We start from the raw sequence: 20,141 nt of genomic DNA on the forward strand, positions 1-20,141 counted from the left end.
GCCGCAATGCCTTAGGCGTAGCTCTCGGCCTCGTTGCTCTGCTCAACCAGTTCGAGGCTGATGTTGTTCTGCGCGTTGATCTTGCGATACAGCTCGGCATCAGTCTCCAGGACCTTCTCCCGCGCCGGGAAGATCTCGTGCAGCTTGGTCGCCCATTCACCGGCAGCTTTCTGCGGGAAGCAACGCTCGATCAATTCCAGCATGATCGACACCGTCACCGAGGCGCCCGGCGAGGCACCCAGCAGCGCAGCCAGCGAACCGTCCTTGGCCGCGACCAGCTCGGTGCCAAATTGCAGCACGCCGCCTTTCTTCGGGTCTTTCTTGATGATCTGCACCCGTTGGCCGGCCACTTCCAGGCGCCAGTCTTCGGCTTTCGCTTCAGGGTAGAAGCGACGCAGGGATTCCAGGCGCTGCTCCATGGACTGCATCACTTCGCTGACCAAGTACTTGGTCAGGTCCATGTTGTCGCGGGCCACGGCCAGCATCGGGCCAATATTGCCGGCGCGAACCGACAGCGGCAGGTCGAGGAACGAGCCGTGCTTGAGGAACTTGGTGGTGAAGCCGGCGTAGGGCCCGAACAGCAGGGATTTCTTGCCGTCGACTACGCGGGTGTCCAGGTGCGGCACGGACATCGGCGGCGAGCCCACGGCAGCCTGGCTGTAGACCTTGGCCTGGTGGTGCTTGACCACTTCCGGGTTGTCGCAACGCAGCCACTGGCCGCTGACCGGGAAACCGCCAAACCCTTTGCTTTCTTCGATACCCGAGGCCTGCAGCAGCGGCAGGGCCGCGCCACCGGCGCCGAGGAACACGAACTTGGCGTCCACTTCGCGGCTGTTGCCGCTGTTGACGTCCTTGATGCTCACGGTCCAGCCCGCGCCGTTACGCTTGAGGCCGGTCACGCGCTTGCTGTACTTGACCTGGGCGTCCGGTGAGCTGGTCAGGTGAGTGAGCAACTGGTTGGTCAGGGCGCCGAAGTTGACGTCGGTGCCGTTCATCACGCGGGTGGCCGCGATTTTTTCGTCGAGCGGGCGCCCCGGCATCATCAGCGGCATCCACTCGGCCATTTCGCTGCGGTCTTCGGTGTAGTGCATGTCCGAGAACGCATGGTGCTGGCTGAGGGTTTCAAAGCGCTTCCTGAGGAACTCCACGCCTTTTTCGCCCTGCACGAAGCTCAGGTGCGGCACCGGGCTGATAAAGGACTTGGACGAGCCAAAGGTGCCCTTCCTGGTCAGGTAGGCCCAGAACTGCTTCGACACCTCGAACTGGGTGTTGATGTGCACGGCTTTCTTGATGTCGATGGAGCCATCGGCGGCCTGGGGCGTGTAGTTCAGCTCACACAGCCCGGCGTGGCCGGTACCGGCGTTGTTCCACGGGTTGGAACTTTCCGCGGCACCCGAGTCCATTAGCTCAACGACTTCCAGCTTGAGGCCGGGGTCGAGCTCTTTAAGCAGTACGGCCAGGGTGGCACTCATGATGCCGGCCCCTACCAGTACTACGTCGACTGCTTCGTTATGCGCCATTTAACGCGTCTCCAAAATCTGCAGCACCAAATTGACGGCATGGCTGCCAGGAGTGACGGGGCGTTTCACGTGTTGCCCCAGGTCACCCATGGCCAGGATCGCCATGTCCGTTTCGCAATTCCTTGCACATTCAGCACACGCTTCCTGCCCGGCCTGATCTGCCTATGAACGCATTCATGGGCGCCTGTGGCAATTCGACTTATGGTCAAAGCGTGGGATTCGTGCAATCAATCCGTAGCGGACAGGCTCAAGCTCCGGTGTTTGCGGAGTACTCGGTCCTGTGTGGTTGGGCTGTTCCAGACGCTGATGGTGCTTGTACAAACGCCAAACTATTCATTTGCTCGCCACACTCTTGTGAAGTTGTGAAAACCCGTTTTTTTCACGCTCTTTTGAAGACGTGAACCTCAAAAAAGGGCTGCCCCGGCCTGGCACCTGGCCCGCAAACCTCTGCCGACACGCGGCAAAACGGGCAAACAACTCAAGTGGCCGAGCGCAATGGCAGCTCTGGCAGATTCGGCAAAGGCGGGTGGTTTGCAAAGGAAACAGCAAGCTCGCCAGCTTCACTCGATCTGTGTGGGCGGCTCTCTGTGGGCGATTCTTGGGGTTAATACCGAGGCATTAACGATGCTGCGAGGCCCGATCAGGAGACGTCCTTATAATCGGGGGGAGATTGTAGCGAAGAACGCCGGGGAAATGGGCGGGTTTTATGACTTTTATTAGGCGTTCGGTCAGGCGGCCAACGCCTGGTGACGTGGCGACCGCGCAGGGCGTGGGTTTACACGGGCGCGGGCCGGCAACGGATGATGCATCCAGCTCAGGCGAATTTCTTCGATTTCCACCCAGCCTTCGCCGACGGGAGGCTGGCAGCACGCCTTGAACGCCTGGCAACGGCCTTGCGCATCGAGCAGGGCGAACTGGCGAAGGGCGGGCTTGCGCGTAAACAGCGACCAGAGAAAATGCATGGCGATCAACCTCCTGAGATTGAGGCCAAGCATGCCTGCTTCGGATGACGAGCCCATGTAACGGCTATGACATATCGGTGACATCGAACCGCAGGCGAAGCCCCGGGTCACAGGTTGTAACTGACGCTAGTTCCCTGCAGGGGCGCCCCGCTATACTGCCGGCCTGTCGGTACCTGATTTCTGGAGAGAAGCGCATGTTGCAACGCCTGTTGTTCGGTTTGATCACTGTGACCAGCTTGACCCTGGTTGGCTGCGCCAACAGCCCGCAGCAACTGACCCCGGAACCGAAAATCACCACGCAGCTGGCCCCGGTGGGCCACGGCCAGCCGGTGTCGGTACGGGTGGTGGACGGTCGTCCGTCGCCGACACTCGGTTCGCGCGGTGGCCTGTACCCGGAAACCGCCCTGGTGTCGGTGAACGCTCAAGACGTGCTGCCCAAGCTGCAGGCCCAGGCCGAAGCGGCGGTGCGGCTGCTGGGTTTCACCCCCAGCCCCAACGCGCCGGGCGCTCCGCAGTTGACGATCACCTTGGCCGAGTTGAAGTATCAGTCGCCTAAAGACGGTCTTTACGTGACCGAGGCGTCCATTGGTGCCACCTTCAAGTCCGACGTCACCGCCGGCACCCGTCGCTACAGCGGCCGTTACGGTGCGTCGCTGAACCAGCGCTTCGGCATGTCGCCTAACCAGGAAACCAACACCAGGCTGGTCAGCGACGTCCTGAGCGACGCCTTGACCCGCCTGTTCAAGGACCCAAGCATCGGTTCATTGCTCAGCGCGCAGTAATCGCTCAAACAAAAAACCGGGCTCAGCGATGAGCCCGGTTTTTTTATGCCTTCAGTTTCACGCGGCCGTGTCGATACAAAAGTCCAGCATGCTCACCCCCGTCAACAGATCGGCCTCCGGCAAGTCCGCATGCTGGTGCCCGCCAAGGGCGCAATACACCAGCCAGTGGCGGTCCTGCACGTTGAACGCCAGGCCGCCGATCAGCGCCTCCTGCTCGTCGCTTTGGGCAATCAGATACAGCCGATCCTGGTTGTGCGCGTGCAGCATGACAAGCTCCTGAATGTTCGAAGGGCAACAGAGTGGCTTGTTAAGGTGACGTTCAGGTGACGGCGTAAATTACTGGATACATTAATCGTCCATGGGAGGCGGAGCGGTTTTGGCGCTCGAGGCCACTACGGTTCAGGTTTGTATCTGAACCGATACCCAGACACTGTTTCATCGAGGTTTGCGATGGCGCTGCCCGCACTATTGATCAATGCCGTGGCTTTATCAGTGGCCTGCCCAGGCGCTGCGCTGCTGTTCATCACCCGCCTGCGCGAGCAACGCGCCATGGCTGAACTGACGGCGCAAAGTGAAGATCGCGCAATCGACCAGCCCATGCTGTTCCTGGATGTGCGCACCGAGCGGGCGCACCGTGTGGCTTACCGCATCGGGTTCGCCTGCCTTGGGCTGGCGCTGGCTATTTCCTGGCTCAGCACCCGAATCTAAAAAACCGCAGAACCCATCATATGGGAGGGAGCTTGGCCCCTCCCATATTTTCTTGATCGGTGTTTACAGCGGGATTCCAGCCTTGACGCGATACTGATTGCGCACTGGCGTCGCGTATTGCACCACCAGGAACGGACGGTGCTCGGCCGGGCATTCGTTCAGGCGCCGCTCCCACTCCGCCTGTGCCTTGGCCAGTTCGTCCGCCGGGAACACGTCGGCCGCCTTCGGCACCTGCAACTGCGGGTCGGCATCGCTCCACTGGGCGTACGCCAGGTAGTGCACCGGGAACAGCCGGTAGCCGCCGAGAATCTGCCGATCCATTTCCACGGCCAGGACCTTGGTGTCTTCGAAACGCTCGGTAATCGGCGGCGCGAAGTTGATATGTACGCGGCCTTTGTAGCCGGTGATGCCCAGGGCAATGCTGACGTCATCCTCGCCTTGCGCCTTGACGTAGGTGCCGGTGGTGGCGCGGATATACAGTTCGCGGGCCTTGGCGGCATCGCACGGGTCGTACTCGTAGCTGATGGACACCGGCGTCAGGTTGAGTGACTGGATCACTTCGGCAAACGGCTCGTCCTTGCGGCTGACATGGAACATCTTGAGGATCGCCGACTCGGTACGGTCATCCCCGTCCTTGGCGCGGCCTTCGGCCTGGGCGATCCAGATCGACTGGCAGTCGTTGCGGATCGAATGGTTGATATAGGCCGACAGCAGGTTGAACGCCGCCATCTTCTCCTTTCGCCCGGTGATCGAACGGTGCACGATGAAGCTCTTGTTCAGACGCATCAGGTCACTGACAAACGGCTTTTGCAGCAGGTTGTCGCCGATGGCGATGCGTGGCGTCGGCAGGCCGGCGTGGTACACGGCATAGTTGACGAAGGCCGGGTCCATCACGATGTCGCGGTGGTTGGCCAGGAACAGGTAGGCGGTGCCGGATTTGAGCTGTTCGACGCCGGTGTAGGTCACGCCGTCGGTCGCCCGGTCAATGGTGTGGTCGACGTAATACTCGACTTTGTCCTGAAGCGTGGCCACGGTGGTGACACCGGCGAACTCGCGACGCAGTTTGCGCGCGATCATGGGCTTGAGCAGCCAGCCCAGGGCGCCGGCAAAGCGCGGGAAGCGGAAGTGGGTCAGGATGTCCAGAAAGGCCTTGTCACTGAACAGCCGGGCCAGCACTGCCGGGACTTCGCTGTCGTTGTAAGGTCGGATGGTATCGAATTCGCCCATCATGCTCTCTTGTTAGAAACGGCTAGGGTAAGTAAAGGAAATACCAGGGTGCGGTCCGGGGAATTGGCCCGGCCGGAAAATAGCCCTGTAAATAGACCGGCGATTATACGCACAAGTCACCTGGGAGACTGCGATGCTGGAAACTGCGCTGTACGATTGTCCTTATTGTGGTGAAGCGGTAGAGACCGCGGTGGATTTATCCGGCGGTGATCAGACCTACATCGAGGACTGTCAGGTGTGTTGCCGACCGATCATTTTCAACCTGCAGGTCCATGGTGAAGAGTGGATGCTCGAAACCCGCAGTGAAAACGAATAGCAGGTACGCCCATGCAGCGAATCTACGAACCGGAAAACCTGATGGAAGGCGAGTTGCTGCAGCAAATGCTCGCCAGCGAGGGCATCGAGGCGCACCTGGTAGGGCGCCATTTGCTCGGCGGCACGGGGGAGTTGCCGATCTTCGGCCTGCTGGGGCTGGAAGTGGACAACGACCGGGCGGCTGAAGCCCGCGAGCTGATTACCGCCTATATCGGTGCGCAACCCCTGCCCGGCGACGAACCCGACAGCTTCCCCGACGTATTGGTCTGTTAGGCTGTCGGTCGGTTTACCCAAGAGTCGTGTTGCCCCATGTGTGGACGTTATGCCCTGTTTCGCTGGAACCCTACCTTTGCTGCCCTGCCGGGCTTTCCGGCCGACCAGCAGGCCCAGTGGAACATTTCCCCGAATGATTCGGTGCTGATCCAGCGCCTCAATGACGGCCAGCGCACCCTGGCACGGGCGCGCTGGGGCCTGACGCCGCCCTGGCTGACTGACCTTTCCCGCACCCCGGCCCATGCCCGTGCCGAAACCCTGGCCGAGCAACCGATGTTTCGCGAAGCGTTTCGCCAGCGTCGTTGCCTGCTGCCCGCCAACGGCTTTTACGAATGGCGCGGCACCCAGCGCAAGCGTCCGTACTGGCTGACGCCGGGGGAGGGCTCGACCCTGTTTTTTGCCGCGATCTGGGAGGCGTACCCGGTGCAGGAGCAGGTGTGGCTGAGTACGGCAGTGGTGACCCAGGCCGCCCAGAGTCAGCGCCGGCCGTTGATTCTGGACGCGGCGGGGCAGGCCGCCTGGCTCGATCCCGAGACGCCCTTGCATGTGTTGCAAGGCTTGCTGGCCAGTGAGCCGGCCCCATTGCGTGAGCGAGTCCTGGCCAACATGGTCAATGATCCCAAGCTCAACGGGCCGGAGTGCCTGACCCCGGCCTGAGCCTGAGGCCGGTTGCTCACTGACGTTGCCGGGCGTGTGAGATGTGTCCGAAATTCATCGGTTACACGTCTGTTGTATCTGGCGCCGATACAAATGAGCGCCTACGATACGCGCCATGTTTTCAGGGCGTCTTTTCAGGGAGAGTGTATTGATGAAGAAATCATTGGCCGTAAGTGTATTGGCGGCAGGCGTGTTGCTGGCCGGGTGTCAGTCGGTCAACACCACCAGCGGCGGCGCCGTCGGGGTTGAGCGCAAGCAATATATGTTCAGCATGCTGTCGAGCCAGGAAGTCGACCAGATGTACGCCCAGTCCTACCAGCAGACCCTGGGCGAGGCCAGCAGCAAAGGCCAGTTGGACAAGACCAGTGCCAATGCCAAGCGCGTGCAGGCGATCGCCAATCGCCTGATCGCCCAGGCGCCGACCTTCCGCCCGGATGCGGCGCAGTGGAAGTGGGAAGTGAACCTGATCAAGAGCGATGAGATGAACGCCAACTGCGGGCCTGGCGGCAAGATCTTCGTGTACAGCGCGTTGATCGACAACCTCAAGCTCACCGACGATGAACTCGCCGCGGTGATGGGCCATGAAATCGCCCACGCCTTGCGTGAGCACGGCCGCGAAGCCATGTCCAAGGCCTACGGCATCGAGATGGCCAAGCAGGGCGCCGGTGCGTTGTTCGGCCTGGGCCAGGACAGCCTGGCGCTGGCCGATACCGTGGCCAACTACGGCATGACCTTGCCCAACAGCCGCAGCAATGAAAACGAAGCGGACCTGATCGGCCTGGAACTGGCGGCCCGCGCCGGCTACAACCCGAACGCGGCGATCACCCTGTGGAACAAGATGGCCAAGGCTTCGGAGGGCGCACCGCCGGAGTTCATGAGCACTCACCCGGCCTCCGACAGCCGCATTGCCTCGTTGCAGGCGGCGATTCCGAAGGTGATGCCGCTCTATCAGCAGGCCAAGAAGTCCTAAGACTTCAACGACAAGTAGCAAGCTTCAAGCTGCAGGAAAAAGCACTGCTTATTCCTGCAACTTGAGGCTTGAAGCTTGCAGCTAGATCCAGCCACTGCTTTGCATGGCCTTGTACACCGCCACAATTGCCAGGACAAAGAACGCCGTTGCCGCCAGTCGACGAATCAACGTCAGTGGCAGTTTCTCCGCCGCGAAATTCCCCGCCAGAACCACCGGTACGTTGGCAATCAACATGCCCAGGGTGGTGCCGATAATCACTAGCCACAGTTCCGGGTATTGCGCTGCGAGCATCACCGTGGCGATCTGGGTCTTGTCCCCGATTTCCGCGAGGAAGAAAGCAATCAGCGTGGTCAGGAACGGCCCGAACTTGCGCGTGGTGCTGGCTTCGTCATCGTCGAGTTTGTCAGGCACCAGGGTCCACAGCGCGGTGGCGCAGAAGCTGGCCGCGAGAATCCAGTGCAATACCGCATCCGAGAAGAAACTCCCGAACCAGGCCCCCACGGCACCGGCGGCCGCATGGTTGGCCAGGGTCGCAGCGACGATGCCGGCGATGATCGGCCAGGGTTTGCGAAAGCGTGCGGCAAGGATGAGCGCGAGCAGTTGCGTCTTGTCGCCGATTTCGGCCAAGGCAACGATTGCGGTAGGAACGAGCAATGAATCCAGCATCAGGTAGGTTTCCAGGGGGCGGGTCGACACGGCTATGACACGTACAGCCTTCCCGCCCCGGGTAAGGTGTGCGTGTCATAGGTCTTGTCAAACCCCGGTCCGTCTGTGCGGACTCCTGGGTCGCATACGCCATGGCCTGTTGACCAAGTATGTTGACGTATGCCGGACGAGCGTGGCGCTCGTGGGAGACTACTCCCCTAGGACGGAGCGGATTCTGCCTAGGCAAAATCCATTCGGCAAGCGTTCTTTTTCAAACGGCCATCAGCCGCGCTTGGCACGGTAGATGCGAAAACCATTGCCTTCGGCCGTGACCGCACACACGCCCAGATGCTCTTCGATCAACGGCTGGTACTTCAGGAAGCTGTTAGCCACCAGGCGAAGTTCGCCACCTTTTGCCAGGTGTTTCGCTGCTTTTAGCAGCAGGTTCTCCGTGGCGAAATAGTCGGTGTGCACGCCGACATGGAACGGCGGGTTGCTCAAAATCGCGTTCAAACCCATCGGCGCGGCGTCGATGCCGTCACCGGTCAGTACCTCGGCTTCCAGCCCGTTGGCGGCCAGGGTCAGGCGACTGCTGGCGGCGGCGAAAGCATCCACGTCCAGCATCGTTACGCTGTTGTGCGGGTAGCGACGTTTGACCGCCGCCCCCAACACACCGGCGCCGCAACCGAAGTCGAGCAAATGGCCGCTCGGCAATTTGTCCAAGTGCTCCAGCAACAGCTCGGTACCGCGATCCAGACGGCCGTGGCTGAATACACCCGGCAGGCTCACCACCTTGAGCGGGCCTTCGGCCAGCGGCACATCGAACACCTGCGCCAGGCTTTCCAGCTCGACCGCTTGCGGGGCGTTGGCCACGGTGATTTGCCACAGCTGGCAATGCCGCGCGCTGTCGAGCTTGCGCGGTTTGCCATACGGGGCCATCTGCTTGGCGGCGCTTTCGATACCGCCTTTTTTCTCCCCTACCAGGAACAGCTCGGCGCCGGGCAGTCGCGCTGCCACGGCGTTGAGCAGGTAATCGGTGAGGTCCTTGGACTTGGGCAGGAAGATCACCGCCGCCTCGAACCCGCGCTCGGGCGCATTCACCCCAAACTGGCTGCGCTCCGGGAAGCGCGCGTCGAGCGCCGCCTGGTCGCCGGCATGCCAGCACCAGCCGTGGGCGTTGGGCAGGCGACCCAGCAGGTCGTCTGCGGGCAAGCCCACCAGCAGCAGGTTGCCTTGAAAAAGTTCGGCCTGACGAAGCAGTACTTCACTGCGCGGATCCATGGTCTGCTCCTTGAAAAGGGGCGCAGTTTATCAACTGACGACGCGCAGCGGGGCGCCGCTGAAAAAGCCCCGGGCGTTTTCCGCCAGTTGGCCGACGATACGCTGCCGCGCTTCGCGGCTGCCCCAGGCATTGTGGGGCGTGACGATCAGTCGAGGAATATCGCCGGCCAGCAATGGGTTGCCATTGACCGGGGGCTCAACACTCAGCACATCGGTCGCCGCGCCGCCCAGATGGCCGCTGCGCAAGGCATCGGCCAGGGCCTGCTCGTTGATCAAGCCACCGCGCGCGGTGTTGACGATAAACGCGCCGGGCTTGAGCCGCGCCAATTCACGGGCGCCGATAAAGTCCCGGGTGTGTTCATTGAGCGGGCAGTGCAAGGTGAGTGCGTCCACCTGCGCCAGCAGTTCATCCAGGGGCACGCGGTCGGCACGGGCAGGGCGCCCGGGGATGGCGCCGAGTAGCACGCGCATCCCGAAGGCTTCGGCCAGGCGGGCCACGGCACTGCCCAGTTCGCCATGGCCCAGCAGGCCGAGGGTCTTGCCTTCCAGCTCGACAATCGGGTGGTCCAGCAGGCAGAACTGCTTGGCCTCCTGCCATTTGCCGGCGCTCACATCGCGCTGATAGTCCTGCAGCCGCGTCGCCAGGTTGAGCAATAGCATGATCGTGTGTTGCGCCACCGACGGTGTGCCGTAGCCCTGGCAGTTGCTCACGGTGATGCCGTGGGCGCGGGCGGCTTCCAGGTCAATGTTGTTGGTGCCGGTCGCCGAAACCAGGATCAACTTGAGTTCCGGGCAGGCCGCCAGGGTTTCGCGGTTGAGCGGGATTTTGTTACTGATCGCCACCTGCGCGCCTTGCAGGCGCTCGACCACATTCTGCGGCGTGGTGCCCGTCAACAACTGCAAGTCGCTGAAGCGGGCGTGCAACTCGCTGAGGTCGAGGTCGCCCAGATCCAGGGACGGGTGATCAAGGAAGACGGCGCGGCGATTGTTCGTCATCAACTGTACCTTTTGCGACAGGGTTCGAAGGCGTAATCTGCCGAGCCTATCAGATGAAATAATCCGTTACTTAATGGAGTGAGTATGTACGCCGCCGAGTTTTTGACCGTAGCCCTGATTCACCTGTTGGCGGTGGCCAGCCCCGGCCCGGATTTTGCGGTGGTGGTGCGTGAGAGCGTGACTCACGGCCGCCGCGCCGGAACCTGGACTGCGTTGGGCGTGGGCTCGGCGATTTTCCTGCACGTGGGCTATTCGTTGCTCGGCATCGGCCTGATCGTGTCCCAGTCCATCGTGTTGTTCAACGCACTGAAATGGGCGGCCGCCGCCTACCTGCTGTACATCGGCTTCAAGGCCCTGCGCGCCAAACCGGCCAAGCCTGCCGTCGAGGGCGAGTTGCACCGCGAAGCGGGCGAGCGCACCCCGCGCGGCGCGTTTACCGCAGGCTTCGTCACCAACGGCCTGAACCCCAAGGCGACGTTGTTCTTCCTGTCGCTGTTCACCGTGGTGATCAACCCGCACACACCGCTGGCGATCCAGGCCGGCTACGGCGTGTACCTGGCGGTGGCGACGGCGTTTTGGTTCTGCCTGGTGGCGATGTTGTTCAGCCAGCAGCGCGTGCGCGCCGGGTTTGCGCGGATGGGGCATTGGTTTGATCGGACCATGGGAGCGGTGTTGATTGCGATTGGGGTGAAGTTGGCGTTTACCAGCGCGAAATAAACGCTGTTCTCAAGTAAACACAATCCAGTGTGGGAGGGGGCTTGCTCCCGATGGCGGTGCTTCAGTCGACACGTGTATTGACTGATTCACCGCCATCGGGAGCAAGCCCCCTCCCACATTTGACCTCCATTGTCCCTGAATAATGGCTCAAAGCTAGCATTCCCCAGCCTCTGCAAATCATTCCTTTGGCTGATTTGTCTGACACATAACGTCTCTACAGTGCAGGTCTTCAAGCCAAGACCGTGCAGTCATAAAAGGGATTCGTATGTTGCAGACCCGTGTTATTCCGCCCGCCGAAGGTGCGTATCAATACCCGCTGTTGATCAAGCGCCTGTTGATGTCCGGTACCCGTTACGAGAAGACCCGGGAAATCGTCTACCGCGACAAGCTGCGCTACACCTACCCGACCTTGATCGAGCGCGTCGCGCGCCTGGCCAACGTGCTCACCGCAGCCGGGGTCAAGGCCGGTGACACCGTGGCGGTGATGGATTGGGACAGTCATCGTTACCTGGAATGCATGTTCGCCATCCCGATGATCGGCGCGGTGATCCATACCATCAATGTGCGCCTGTCGCCGGAACAGATTCTCTACACCATGAACCACGCCGAAGACCGCTTCGTGCTGGTCAACAGCGAGTTCGTGGGGCTCTACCAGGCCATTGCCGGGCAGCTCACCACCGTCGACAGGACGCTGCTGCTCACCGACGGCGAAGCCAAGACCGCCGAGTTGCCCAACCTGGTCGGTGAGTATGAAACCCTGCTGGCCGCCGCCAGCCCGAAGTACGATTTCCAGGACTTCGACGAACACTCCGTCGCCACCACCTTCTACACCACCGGCACCACCGGCAACCCCAAGGGCGTGTACTTCACCCATCGCCAACTGGTGCTGCACACCATCGGCGTGGCGACCATCATGGGCAGCGTCGACAGTGTGCGCCTGCTGGGCACCAACGACGTGTACATGCCGATCACGCCGATGTTCCACGTGCATGCCTGGGGCCTGCCGTATGTGGCGACCATGCTTGGCCTGAAGCAGGTCTACCCCGGCCGCTACGACCCGGAATACCTGGTGGAGCTGTGGCGCAAGGAGAAGGTCACCTTTTCCCACTGCGTGCCGACCATCCTGCAAATGGTGCTCAACGCCAAGGCTGCCCAAGGCGTCGATTTTGGCGGCTGGAAAATCGTCATCGGCGGCAGTGCGCTCAACCGCACGCTGTATGAGGCGGCGAAGGCCCGTGGGATTCAGCTGACCGCCGCGTACGGCATGTCCGAGACCGGCCCGCTGGTGTCCTGCGCCCACCTCAACGAAGAACTGATGGCCGGCACCGAGGACGAGCGCATCAGCTATCGCATCAAGGCCGGCGTGCCCGGGCCGTTGGTGGAAGCGGCGATCATGGACACTGAGGGGAATTTCCTGCCCGCCGACGGCGAGTCCCAGGGTGAGTTGGTGCTGCGCGCGCCGTGGCTGACCGAGGGGTATTACAACGAGCCGCAGAAGGGCGCCGAGCTGTGGGCGGGTGGCTGGATGCACACCGGCGACGTGGCCACCCTCGATGCATTTGGGGTGATCGATATCCGCGACCGCATCAAGGACGTGATCAAGACCGGCGGCGAGTGGATCTCCTCCCTGGCCCTCGAAGACCTGGTCAGCCGTCACCCTGCGGTACGCGAAGTAGCGGTGGTGGGCATCGCCGACCCGCAGTGGGGCGAGCGCCCGTTTGCGTTGCTGGTGGTGCGTGATGGCCATGAGATTGGGGCCCGCGAGCTCAAGGAACACCTCAAGCCTTTTGTCGAACTGGGCCATCTGAGCAAGTGGGCGATTCCGAGCCAGATCGCCGTTGTTACGGAAATTCCCAAGACCAGTGTCGGCAAGCTCGACAAAAAACGTATCCGTATTGACATCATTGAATGGCAGGCCAACAACAGCACCTTCCTGTCCACCCTCTGAGCCGATTTGCCGTGCCCTTGTGGCACGGCGATGCTCTATCTCGCGCCTTCACTTGTGATTTGCCAATTTTCAGCCATCCTTGCCGCGTCGGCCTTCGCCGACATGGCGAAAGGGCTGTGGCAGACGGGTTGGTGATGCAAATCACACTTTAGAGGGATCAAGCGGTACTCCCTGCTGGCTATAGTCCCACCCAGAGTTTTTCAAGGATGCATCGCTTCGGGCCATGGAGGTTCAGTTGCCAGGCGGCATTGGAATCGTTGTATTCCGGCCGTTACAAGCATCACAGAACAAACTCACTGCCATAACAATAATGCACATGGAGTAGCGTCGATGACCTCAGTAAACCAGTTCTGGCGCCGGGCAAGACTGCCCCTGGCCGTCAGTCTCGCCTCTACGCTCGCCGGGCCCGCATTCGGCGTCAGTTTCAATATCGGTGAAATCGAAGGGAGTTTTGACTCGTCGCTGTCTGTGGGGGCGAGCTGGTCGACGGCCAAGCCGAACCAGGATCTGATCGGTGCCAACAACGGTGGCAAAGGTCTGTCCCAGACCTCCGATGATGGGCACTTGAACTTCAAGCGCGGTGAAACGTTCTCGAAGATCTTCAAGGGCATCCATGACCTGGAATTGAAATACGGCGATACCGGCGTATTTGTGCGCGGCAAGTACTGGTATGACTTCGAACTCAAGGACGAAAGCCGTGAGTTCAAGGACATCAGCGACAACAACCGCAAGGAGGGCGCCAAGTCCTCCGGTGGGCAGATTCTCGATGCGTTTATCTACCATAACTATTCCATTGCCGATCAGCCCGGCAACGTGCGGTTTGGTAAACAGGTAGTGAGCTGGGGCGAAAGTACATTCATCGGCGGTGGCATCAACTCCATCAACCCGATTGACGTGTCCGCGTTCCGTCGTCCGGGGGCCGAAATCAAGGAAGGCCTGATTCCGGTCAACATGTTCTACGTGTCGCAAACCTTGACCGATAACCTGTCGGCAGAAGCGTTCTATCAACTGGAATGGGACCAGACCGTCACGGACAACTGTGGGACATTCTTCTCGCAGCCAGACATCGTGTCCGATGGCTGCAAAGACAACTTGAGGGTGTTGAATAAACGCTCCGCTGTGCCGGCGCAGTTCTTGCCCGCGTTGGCAGCACGTGGAGTTGATATCAACAATGAAGGTGTCCTGGTAAAACGCGGCCCTGATCGTGACGCGCGTGACAGCGGTCAATGGGGTGCAGCGATGCACTACAACTTCGAGCCGCTCGACACCGAGTTCGGCGCGTATTTCATGAACTACCATAGTCGAGCGCCGATTTTCAGCGCGCAGGGTGCTTCTCGGGCTGCATTCGCCAGTGCGGCGCAAGTCGGGCAATTGGCGCCGTTGGTAGTAGCAGGTAACTCCAACTACTTCATCGAATACCCGGAAGATATCCGTCTGTATGGTTTGAGCTTTTCCACCACCTTGCCTACAGGGACGGCCTGGAGCGGTGAGTTGAGCTATCGCCCGAACGCTCCTGTGCAGTTGAACTCCACCGACATTCTGTTTGCAGGCGTGAAGCCTCTTGGTGGTCCGCTGCTGGGAAATGCCTCGTTGCTTAACGGGGCTCCAGGCCAGGATTTGCATGGCTATCGTCGTAAGGAAGTCAGCCAGTTTCAAACCACGTTTACCCATTTCTTCGACCAGGTCATGGGCGCCAGCCGTCTGACGCTGGTGGGCGAAGTCGGCGTGACCCACGTGGGTGGCCTGGAAAGCAAGTCGGACGTGCGCTACGGCCGTGACCCTGTTTTTGGTCCAGGCACGCTGCCGAACAATGCCTGTAACGCATTGAACACCTCAACCGCACAGGGGGCCGGGCTGGCCAACGCCAACGGCCTGAGCACCAACTGCAACAATGATGGTTTCACCACTGCCACTTCCTGGGGCTATCGCGGTCGGGCTATCTGGGAGTACCCGGACGTCTTCGCGGGTGTGAACCTCAAGCCAAACGTGGCCTGGTCCCATGACGTCAAGGGCTATGCTCCTGGCCCTGGCGCCAACTTCGAAGAAGGCCGTAAAGCCGTCAGCCTGGGTCTGGATGCCGAATACCAGAACACCTACACCGCCAGCCTGGCTTACACCAACTTCTTTGGTGGCGAGTTCACTACGGTGAATGACCGCGACTTCGTCGCCCTGAGCTTCGGCGCCAACTTCTAAGCACACTGTATTTTCAGGAAGACCAGAACATGAAAATAACCAAAAGTCTGTTGCACGTGGGTGTGCTTGGGCTGTCGATCCTGGCGAGCAATGTCATGGCGGCAGTGTCGGCGGATGAAGCCGCCAAGCTGGGCACGACCCTGACGCCGATGGGCGCGGAAATGGCCGGTAACGCGGCCGGCACCATCCCGAAATGGTCGCCGATGCCGACCAACGCCGGCGCTGTGGATGCCAAAGGTTTCCTCGCCAACCCGTACGCCAGTGAGCAACCGCAGTTCACCATCACCGCGCAGAACGTCGAGCAGTACAAGGACAAGCTGGCACCGGGGCAGTACGCGATGTTCAAGCGTTACCCGGAGACCTTCAAGATGCCGGTCTACCCGACCCATCGCGGCGCTACCGTGCCGGCCGATGTGTTCGCCTCCATCAAGAAGAACGCCACCACCACCAACCTGGTGTCTGGCGGCAACGGCCTGGAGAACTTCGAAACCGCCATACCGTTCCCGATCCCGAAAAGCGGCGTGGAAGTCATCTGGAACCACATCACCCGTTATCGCGGCGGCAGCGTGACCCGCCTGGTGACCCAGGCCACGCCGCAAACCAACGGCTCCTACAGCCTGGTGTACTTCCGCGACCAGTTCGTGTTCCGTGACAAGATGAAGGACTTCGACCCGAAAAACCCGGGCAACATCCTGTTCTACTTCAAGCAGCAAGTGACCGCGCCGGCACGTCTGGCCGGTGGTGTGCTGCTGGTGCACGAAACCCTGGACCAGGTGAAGGAACCGCGTTCGGCGTGGGTCTACAACGCCGGCCAGCGCCGCGTGCGCCGGGCGCCGCAAGTGTCCTATGACGGGCCGGGTACCGCCGCCGACGGCTTGCGTACCTCCGACAACCTTGACATGTACAACGGTGCGCCGGACCGCTACGACTGGAAACTGGAAGGCAAGAAGGAAATCTACATCGCCTCCAACAGCTACAAGATCGACGATCCGAAGCTCAAGTACGCCGACATCATCAAGGCCGGCCACATCAACCAGGACCTGGCACGCTACGAGCTGCGCCGTGTCTGGCACGTGGTCGCGACCTTGAAGGAAGGCCAGCGCCACATCTATGCCAAGCGTGACTTCTACATCGACGAAGACACCTGGCAAGCCGCAGTGATCGACCACTACGACGGCCGTGGCCAACTGTGGCGTGTCGCCGAAGCCCATGCCGAGAACTACTACGACAAGCAAGTGCCGTGGTACGCCCTGGAAACCCTCTACGACCTGCAGTCCGGCCGCTACCTGGCCCTGGGCATGAAGAACGAAGAGAAGCAGGCCTATGACTTCGGCTTCACCGCCACCACCAGCGACTTCACCCCGGCGGCCCTGCGCCAGGACGGTGTTCGCTAAGCTGCACGAGTAACTCAAGGTGGGAGGGGGCTTGCCCCGATAGCGATGTGACAGTCAGCGCAGCATTGACTGATCCGCCTCTATCGGGAGCAAGCCCCCTTCCACTTTTTGTTTGCGGTGATATTTCTTGTCTCAGTTCTTTTTCAGGCAAATGTTGCAAAGATCTACAAAACCGCCGCTTTTACCGCTAGTCTGCGGACATCTGCAATGCCGACAACAGCCTTCTACAAGAGCCCGGCGATGACTGATCTGTCCCGAATCCAAGGGCCTGCCAGCCGGATAATCCCGACCCTGGAAGGTCGCTTCTACAGGCCCCCGCTGCCTGATGGCTACGTGCTGCGCCCGCGCCTGTGTGAACGGCTGGGCGCCGGCCTGGAGGGGCGGTTGCTGCTGGTCTGCGCACCGGCCGGGTTCGGCAAGAGTTCGTTGGCGGTGGAGTTCTGCCAGGGCCTGCCGGCTCACTGGCACAGCCTGTGGCTGGGCCTGAGCCCACGGGACAACGACCCGGGGCGTTTTCTTGAGCGCCTGCTCGAAGGGTTGCAGCACTACTTCCCGGCACTCGGCACCCAATCCCTGGGCTTGCTGAAAATGCGCCAGCGTCACCAACCCTTTGCGTTTGAAGAGTGGCTCGACGGCCTGCTCGATGAGCTGACCGTGCACCTGTCCACCCGTGCGCCATTATTGCTGGTGCTGGATGACTACCATCTGGCCCAGGGGCCGGTGCTGGACCGTTGCCTGCAATTCTTTCTCAACCATTTGCCCGATGGCCTGGTGGTGCTGGTCACCAGTCGCCAGCGCCCGGACTGGCATCTGGCGCGATTGCGGTTGTCACGGCATTTGCTGGAGTTGCACGAGCAAGACCTGCGCCTGACCCATGCCGAATCCCAGGCGTTGCTGGATCGCCACAGCAGCTCCTTGAGTGGTGAAGCCCTCGACAACCTCATCCGCCGCAGCGAAGGCTGGGTGGCCGGCCTGCGCTTTTGGCTGCTGGCGGCTTCCGAAGCCGGCAGCGAGGACGCCTTGCCACAAAGCCTGCACGGTGGGGAAGGGCTGATCCGCGACTACCTGCTGGAAGAAGTGATCGACTGCCTGCCACCCGAAGTGCAGGCGTTCCTGTTCGACACCGCGCCCCAGGAGCGTTTTTGCAGCGAGTTGTGCGATGCCGTGCGCGAAGCCCATGACAGCGCCGAGATCCTGCGTTACCTGCAAGCCCACCAGGTGTTCCTGGTGCCCCTGGACGAGCAGGGGCACTGGTACCGTTATCACCATTTGTTCTCCGACCTGCTGCGCACCCGTCGCGCGAGCAGCAATGTCTTGCCGGCCGCCAGCCTGCATCTGCGCGCGTGCCGTTGGTTCAACGCCCAGGGCTTGATCGACGAGGCGGTGGAGCAGGCGTTGCGTGCCGGGCACCTCGACGTGGCGGCCAACCTGGTGCAGAACCTGTCCGAAGAACAACTGCTGGCCGAGCAGAATGTCGGCATGTTGCTGCGCTGGAAAATGGACTTGCCCGACAGCCTGCTGATCAGCACGCCGCGCCTGATTGTGCTGTACAGCTGGGCGTTGGCACTGGCCTGCCAGTTGGATGCGGCGCAGGAGCTGTCCGCGTACCTCAGTCGCTTCCTGCCGGCGCCCTCGGCCACCGCACAGCGCTCGATGCTGGCCCAGTGGCTGGCGCTGAGCGGGATTATCGCCCGCGGTCGAGGTGACCGTGAATTGACGCAGCGCTATTGCAGCGAGGCGTTGGACAGCCTGCCGCAACGGCGTTACGGCCAGCGCCTGGTGTGCCTGTCGACCCTGTCCAACCTGGCCATTGCCGATGGCGATTTGTGGCGCGCCCGTGGCCTGAACCGTGAATCCCTGGAACTGGCGCAGCGCGTCGGCAACCCGCTGTTCGAAGCCCTGGCCCATTACGACCGTGCACGGGTGCTGCAGGCCCGTGGCGAAATCCTGCGCGCCCTCGACGAGGTGCGCCAGGGCCTGCAGCGCCTGCACGGCCTGGCACCGCAGCGACTGTATGCGGTGCGTGCGCGGCTGTCGCTCTACGAAGGCTATTTGCTGTTGGTGCGCAACCAGCCCGAAACCGGCATTGCCCTCCTGCGCGCAGGCCTGGCCGAGGCGCGGGCCTGTCGCGATATCAGCGTGCTGATCGGCCATTGCGTGATCGCCAGCTTCGAAGGGCGGCGCCATGACTTTCCCAAAGCCTTCGCCGAACTCGCCGAAGCCGAGCGCCTGATGCATATCTGGGATGTGCCGCCGATCTACTACCTGGCGATGATTACCCTGATCAAATGCGAACTGTGGCTGGCCCAGGGCCGCACCGACCTGGCGGATGCCTGGCTGACGCGGCTGGGGCAGACTTACCACGGCGAACAGGCCGCCGCTGCACCGGAATTCCATCCGCACTTGCCGCAGCATATCGGGCTGCAACAAGCCGCCCTCGATGCCGTGCGCCATCAGCCCCTGGCGGCGCTGGAGCGGCTCGAAGCACTGGCGCAACAGGCCCACGACAGTGGGCGCCAGATGATTGCCCTGATGGCGCTGACCCAGCAGGCGCAGTTGCTGCTGGAGTGCGGCCAGGAAGCCAGGGCGCGGCCGGTGCTGGCCCAGGCGTTCGAGGCGGGTGCCGGGGGCGCGTTACAGCCGTTCCAGCGCTTGTTGGACGGGCATCCGGACTGGATGCGCGAGCAATTGGGCAAAGACCCCCAAGGTGTGCTGCACCAGAGCCTGCTCGCGCTTCTCCCGGCGGTCGTGACGCCCGAGGTCACGACCGGCCACGAAACCCTGAGCACACGCGAGCTGGCGGTCCTGCAACTGATCGCCCAAGGCTGCTCCAACCAGGAAATCAGCAACCAGCTGTTTATCTCCCTGCACACCGTCAAGACCCACGCCAGCCACATCAACAGCAAACTTGGGGTGGAGCGACGCACCCAGGCCGTGGCGCGAGCCAAGGCGATGGGCTTGCTGGCGTGAGTGCCGGGCGGTTTACGGTGCCGTCGGGCACTCGCCGGCTGACCTGTCGACCGCCTGGCTGACCTGCGCGGCAAAGCGCTTGAGATTGTTTTGATGGGCGAGCACCACGTTGTCGATGCTCGGCCCGGCGGGCGACTGCAACGTGGTCCGGCAGGTCAGCGGTGGGCGCTCGGTGCCCCCGGCCGGGCGCAGGCGCCATTTGACGTCGAGCAGCGCGTACTGGCCGGGCACTGAGTCAAAGCGCTGCACTTCAAGACGCAACAACATCGATTGCCGAGGGTTGCTGTTGGCCAGTTGGTCCACCAGCGCACTCCTCAGCTCATCCGCGAGGCTCGCGGCCCACCACTGGGTTTCCAGGATCGCCACGCCGCTGTCGCCCTGGCGAATCACAATCTGCGGTCGGTCGACCTGGGGGGGAACGGTGATGCTTTCAATCCGGATGCTGCCTGCGTCGGCTCCCGTGGCCGTATTCCAGTGCGCCGGTGTCAGCGTATGAAAGGTAATCGGCGTACTGCTGCACGCCGCCAGCAACAGCAGCATGCCGACCACTGTGATTTTCAACGGAAACGTCATGGCGCTTGCT

At 61.7% G+C, this 20,141-nt stretch carries 19 protein-coding genes and 1 riboswitch; of the genes, 11 read left to right on the forward strand and 8 right to left on the reverse strand.

The features are described from left to right. Positions 1 to 11 precede the first annotated feature (11 nt). Both mqo and B9N88_RS11200 read right to left on the reverse strand, forming a co-directional pair. Positions 12 to 1,520 (reverse strand): malate dehydrogenase (quinone), encoded by a 1,509-nt coding sequence (mqo, locus tag B9N88_RS11195; RefSeq protein WP_027604793.1) that lies wholly within the window; start codon positions 1,518 to 1,520, stop codon positions 12 to 14. 728 nt (positions 1,521 to 2,248) lie between these two features. Continuing rightward, complete coding sequence (locus tag B9N88_RS11200; RefSeq protein ID WP_027604792.1) at positions 2,249 to 2,482, reverse strand: hypothetical protein; 234 nt, start codon at positions 2,480 to 2,482, stop codon at positions 2,249 to 2,251. Between the two features lie 194 nt (positions 2,483 to 2,676). Between B9N88_RS11200 and B9N88_RS11205 the strand changes: the two genes are divergently transcribed. Beyond that, positions 2,677 to 3,264, forward strand: a complete 588-nt coding sequence (locus B9N88_RS11205; protein WP_027604791.1) for a YajG family lipoprotein — start codon at positions 2,677 to 2,679, stop codon at positions 3,262 to 3,264. A 57-nt stretch (positions 3,265 to 3,321) separates the two neighbouring features. Here B9N88_RS11205 and B9N88_RS11210 read toward each other — a convergent pair whose 3' ends face one another. After that, complete coding sequence (locus tag B9N88_RS11210; protein ID WP_027604790.1) at positions 3,322 to 3,531, reverse strand: hypothetical protein; 210 nt, start codon at positions 3,529 to 3,531, stop codon at positions 3,322 to 3,324. Between the two features lie 183 nt (positions 3,532 to 3,714). On the opposite strand from B9N88_RS11210, the gene B9N88_RS11215 reads away from it, so the two are divergent. Continuing rightward, positions 3,715 to 3,972, forward strand: coding sequence for a hypothetical protein (locus B9N88_RS11215; RefSeq protein WP_027604789.1), 258 nt, complete (start codon positions 3,715 to 3,717; stop codon positions 3,970 to 3,972). A gap of 63 nt (positions 3,973 to 4,035) precedes the next feature. Here B9N88_RS11215 and B9N88_RS11220 read toward each other — a convergent pair whose 3' ends face one another. Beyond that, positions 4,036 to 5,199, reverse strand: a complete 1,164-nt coding sequence (locus B9N88_RS11220) for a 1-acyl-sn-glycerol-3-phosphate acyltransferase (protein ID WP_027604788.1) — start codon at positions 5,197 to 5,199, stop codon at positions 4,036 to 4,038. A gap of 133 nt (positions 5,200 to 5,332) precedes the next feature. Here B9N88_RS11220 and B9N88_RS11225 point away from each other — a divergent pair, with 133 nt between their 5' ends. The 4 genes from B9N88_RS11225 to B9N88_RS11240 all read left to right on the forward strand — a co-directional run bounded on the left by B9N88_RS11225 (position 5,333) and on the right by B9N88_RS11240 (position 7,414). After that, positions 5,333 to 5,515: a CPXCG motif-containing cysteine-rich protein gene (locus tag B9N88_RS11225; protein WP_027604787.1), complete on the forward strand. Its 183-nt coding sequence runs from the start codon at positions 5,333 to 5,335 to the stop codon at positions 5,513 to 5,515. Between the two features lie 11 nt (positions 5,516 to 5,526). Next, complete coding sequence (locus B9N88_RS11230; protein WP_027604786.1) at positions 5,527 to 5,787, forward strand: putative signal transducing protein; 261 nt, start codon at positions 5,527 to 5,529, stop codon at positions 5,785 to 5,787. A 36-nt stretch (positions 5,788 to 5,823) separates the two neighbouring features. Next, complete coding sequence (locus B9N88_RS11235) at positions 5,824 to 6,444, forward strand: SOS response-associated peptidase (RefSeq protein WP_027604785.1); 621 nt, start codon at positions 5,824 to 5,826, stop codon at positions 6,442 to 6,444. A 151-nt stretch (positions 6,445 to 6,595) separates the two neighbouring features. Next, complete coding sequence (locus B9N88_RS11240) at positions 6,596 to 7,414, forward strand: M48 family metallopeptidase (protein ID WP_027604784.1); 819 nt, start codon at positions 6,596 to 6,598, stop codon at positions 7,412 to 7,414. Positions 7,415 to 7,495: 81 nt separating this feature from the next. On the opposite strand, the gene B9N88_RS11245 is transcribed toward B9N88_RS11240, so the two are convergent. From B9N88_RS11245 to B9N88_RS11255, 3 genes are all read right to left on the reverse strand, one after another. Beyond that, the gene (locus B9N88_RS11245) at positions 7,496 to 8,080 is read right to left on the reverse strand and encodes a TMEM165/GDT1 family protein (RefSeq protein WP_005784895.1); all 585 of its coding nucleotides are present in this window, start codon (positions 8,078 to 8,080) and stop codon (positions 7,496 to 7,498) included. A gap of 90 nt (positions 8,081 to 8,170) precedes the next feature. Then, positions 8,171 to 8,290: riboswitch (yybP-ykoY riboswitch) on the reverse strand. A gap of 51 nt (positions 8,291 to 8,341) precedes the next feature. After that, the gene (locus B9N88_RS11250; protein WP_027604783.1) at positions 8,342 to 9,340 is read right to left on the reverse strand and encodes a class I SAM-dependent methyltransferase; all 999 of its coding nucleotides are present in this window, start codon (positions 9,338 to 9,340) and stop codon (positions 8,342 to 8,344) included. 30 nt (positions 9,341 to 9,370) lie between these two features. Continuing rightward, positions 9,371 to 10,336 (reverse strand): 2-hydroxyacid dehydrogenase, encoded by a 966-nt coding sequence (locus B9N88_RS11255; RefSeq protein ID WP_027604782.1) that lies wholly within the window; start codon positions 10,334 to 10,336, stop codon positions 9,371 to 9,373. A gap of 84 nt (positions 10,337 to 10,420) precedes the next feature. On the opposite strand from B9N88_RS11255, the gene B9N88_RS11260 reads away from it, so the two are divergent. The 5 genes from B9N88_RS11260 to B9N88_RS11280 all read left to right on the forward strand — a co-directional run bounded on the left by B9N88_RS11260 (position 10,421) and on the right by B9N88_RS11280 (position 19,558). Then, positions 10,421 to 11,053: a LysE family translocator gene (locus B9N88_RS11260; protein WP_027604781.1), complete on the forward strand. Its 633-nt coding sequence runs from the start codon at positions 10,421 to 10,423 to the stop codon at positions 11,051 to 11,053. A 265-nt stretch (positions 11,054 to 11,318) separates the two neighbouring features. Next, positions 11,319 to 13,001 (forward strand): fatty acid--CoA ligase, encoded by a 1,683-nt coding sequence (locus B9N88_RS11265; protein WP_027604780.1) that lies wholly within the window; start codon positions 11,319 to 11,321, stop codon positions 12,999 to 13,001. A 330-nt stretch (positions 13,002 to 13,331) separates the two neighbouring features. Further along, positions 13,332 to 15,194 (forward strand): DUF1302 domain-containing protein, encoded by a 1,863-nt coding sequence (locus B9N88_RS11270; protein ID WP_027604779.1) that lies wholly within the window; start codon positions 13,332 to 13,334, stop codon positions 15,192 to 15,194. 29 nt (positions 15,195 to 15,223) lie between these two features. Next, positions 15,224 to 16,588 carry a DUF1329 domain-containing protein gene (locus B9N88_RS11275; protein WP_027604778.1) on the forward strand — a complete coding sequence of 455 codons (1,365 nt, stop codon included), beginning with the start codon at positions 15,224 to 15,226 and terminating at the stop codon, positions 16,586 to 16,588. A 240-nt stretch (positions 16,589 to 16,828) separates the two neighbouring features. Then, positions 16,829 to 19,558: a LuxR C-terminal-related transcriptional regulator gene (locus B9N88_RS11280; RefSeq protein ID WP_027604777.1), complete on the forward strand. Its 2,730-nt coding sequence runs from the start codon at positions 16,829 to 16,831 to the stop codon at positions 19,556 to 19,558. A gap of 12 nt (positions 19,559 to 19,570) precedes the next feature. On the opposite strand, the gene B9N88_RS11285 is transcribed toward B9N88_RS11280, so the two are convergent. Further along, positions 19,571 to 20,131, reverse strand: a complete 561-nt coding sequence (locus tag B9N88_RS11285) for a PqiC family protein (protein WP_027604776.1) — start codon at positions 20,129 to 20,131, stop codon at positions 19,571 to 19,573. Between the last annotated feature and the right edge of the window lie 10 nt (positions 20,132 to 20,141).

The sequence above is a fragment of the Pseudomonas sp. LAMO17WK12:I1 genome (genome assembly GCF_900177315.1).
Taxonomy (GTDB): Bacteria; Pseudomonadota; Gammaproteobacteria; order Pseudomonadales; family Pseudomonadaceae; genus Aquipseudomonas; species Aquipseudomonas marginalis.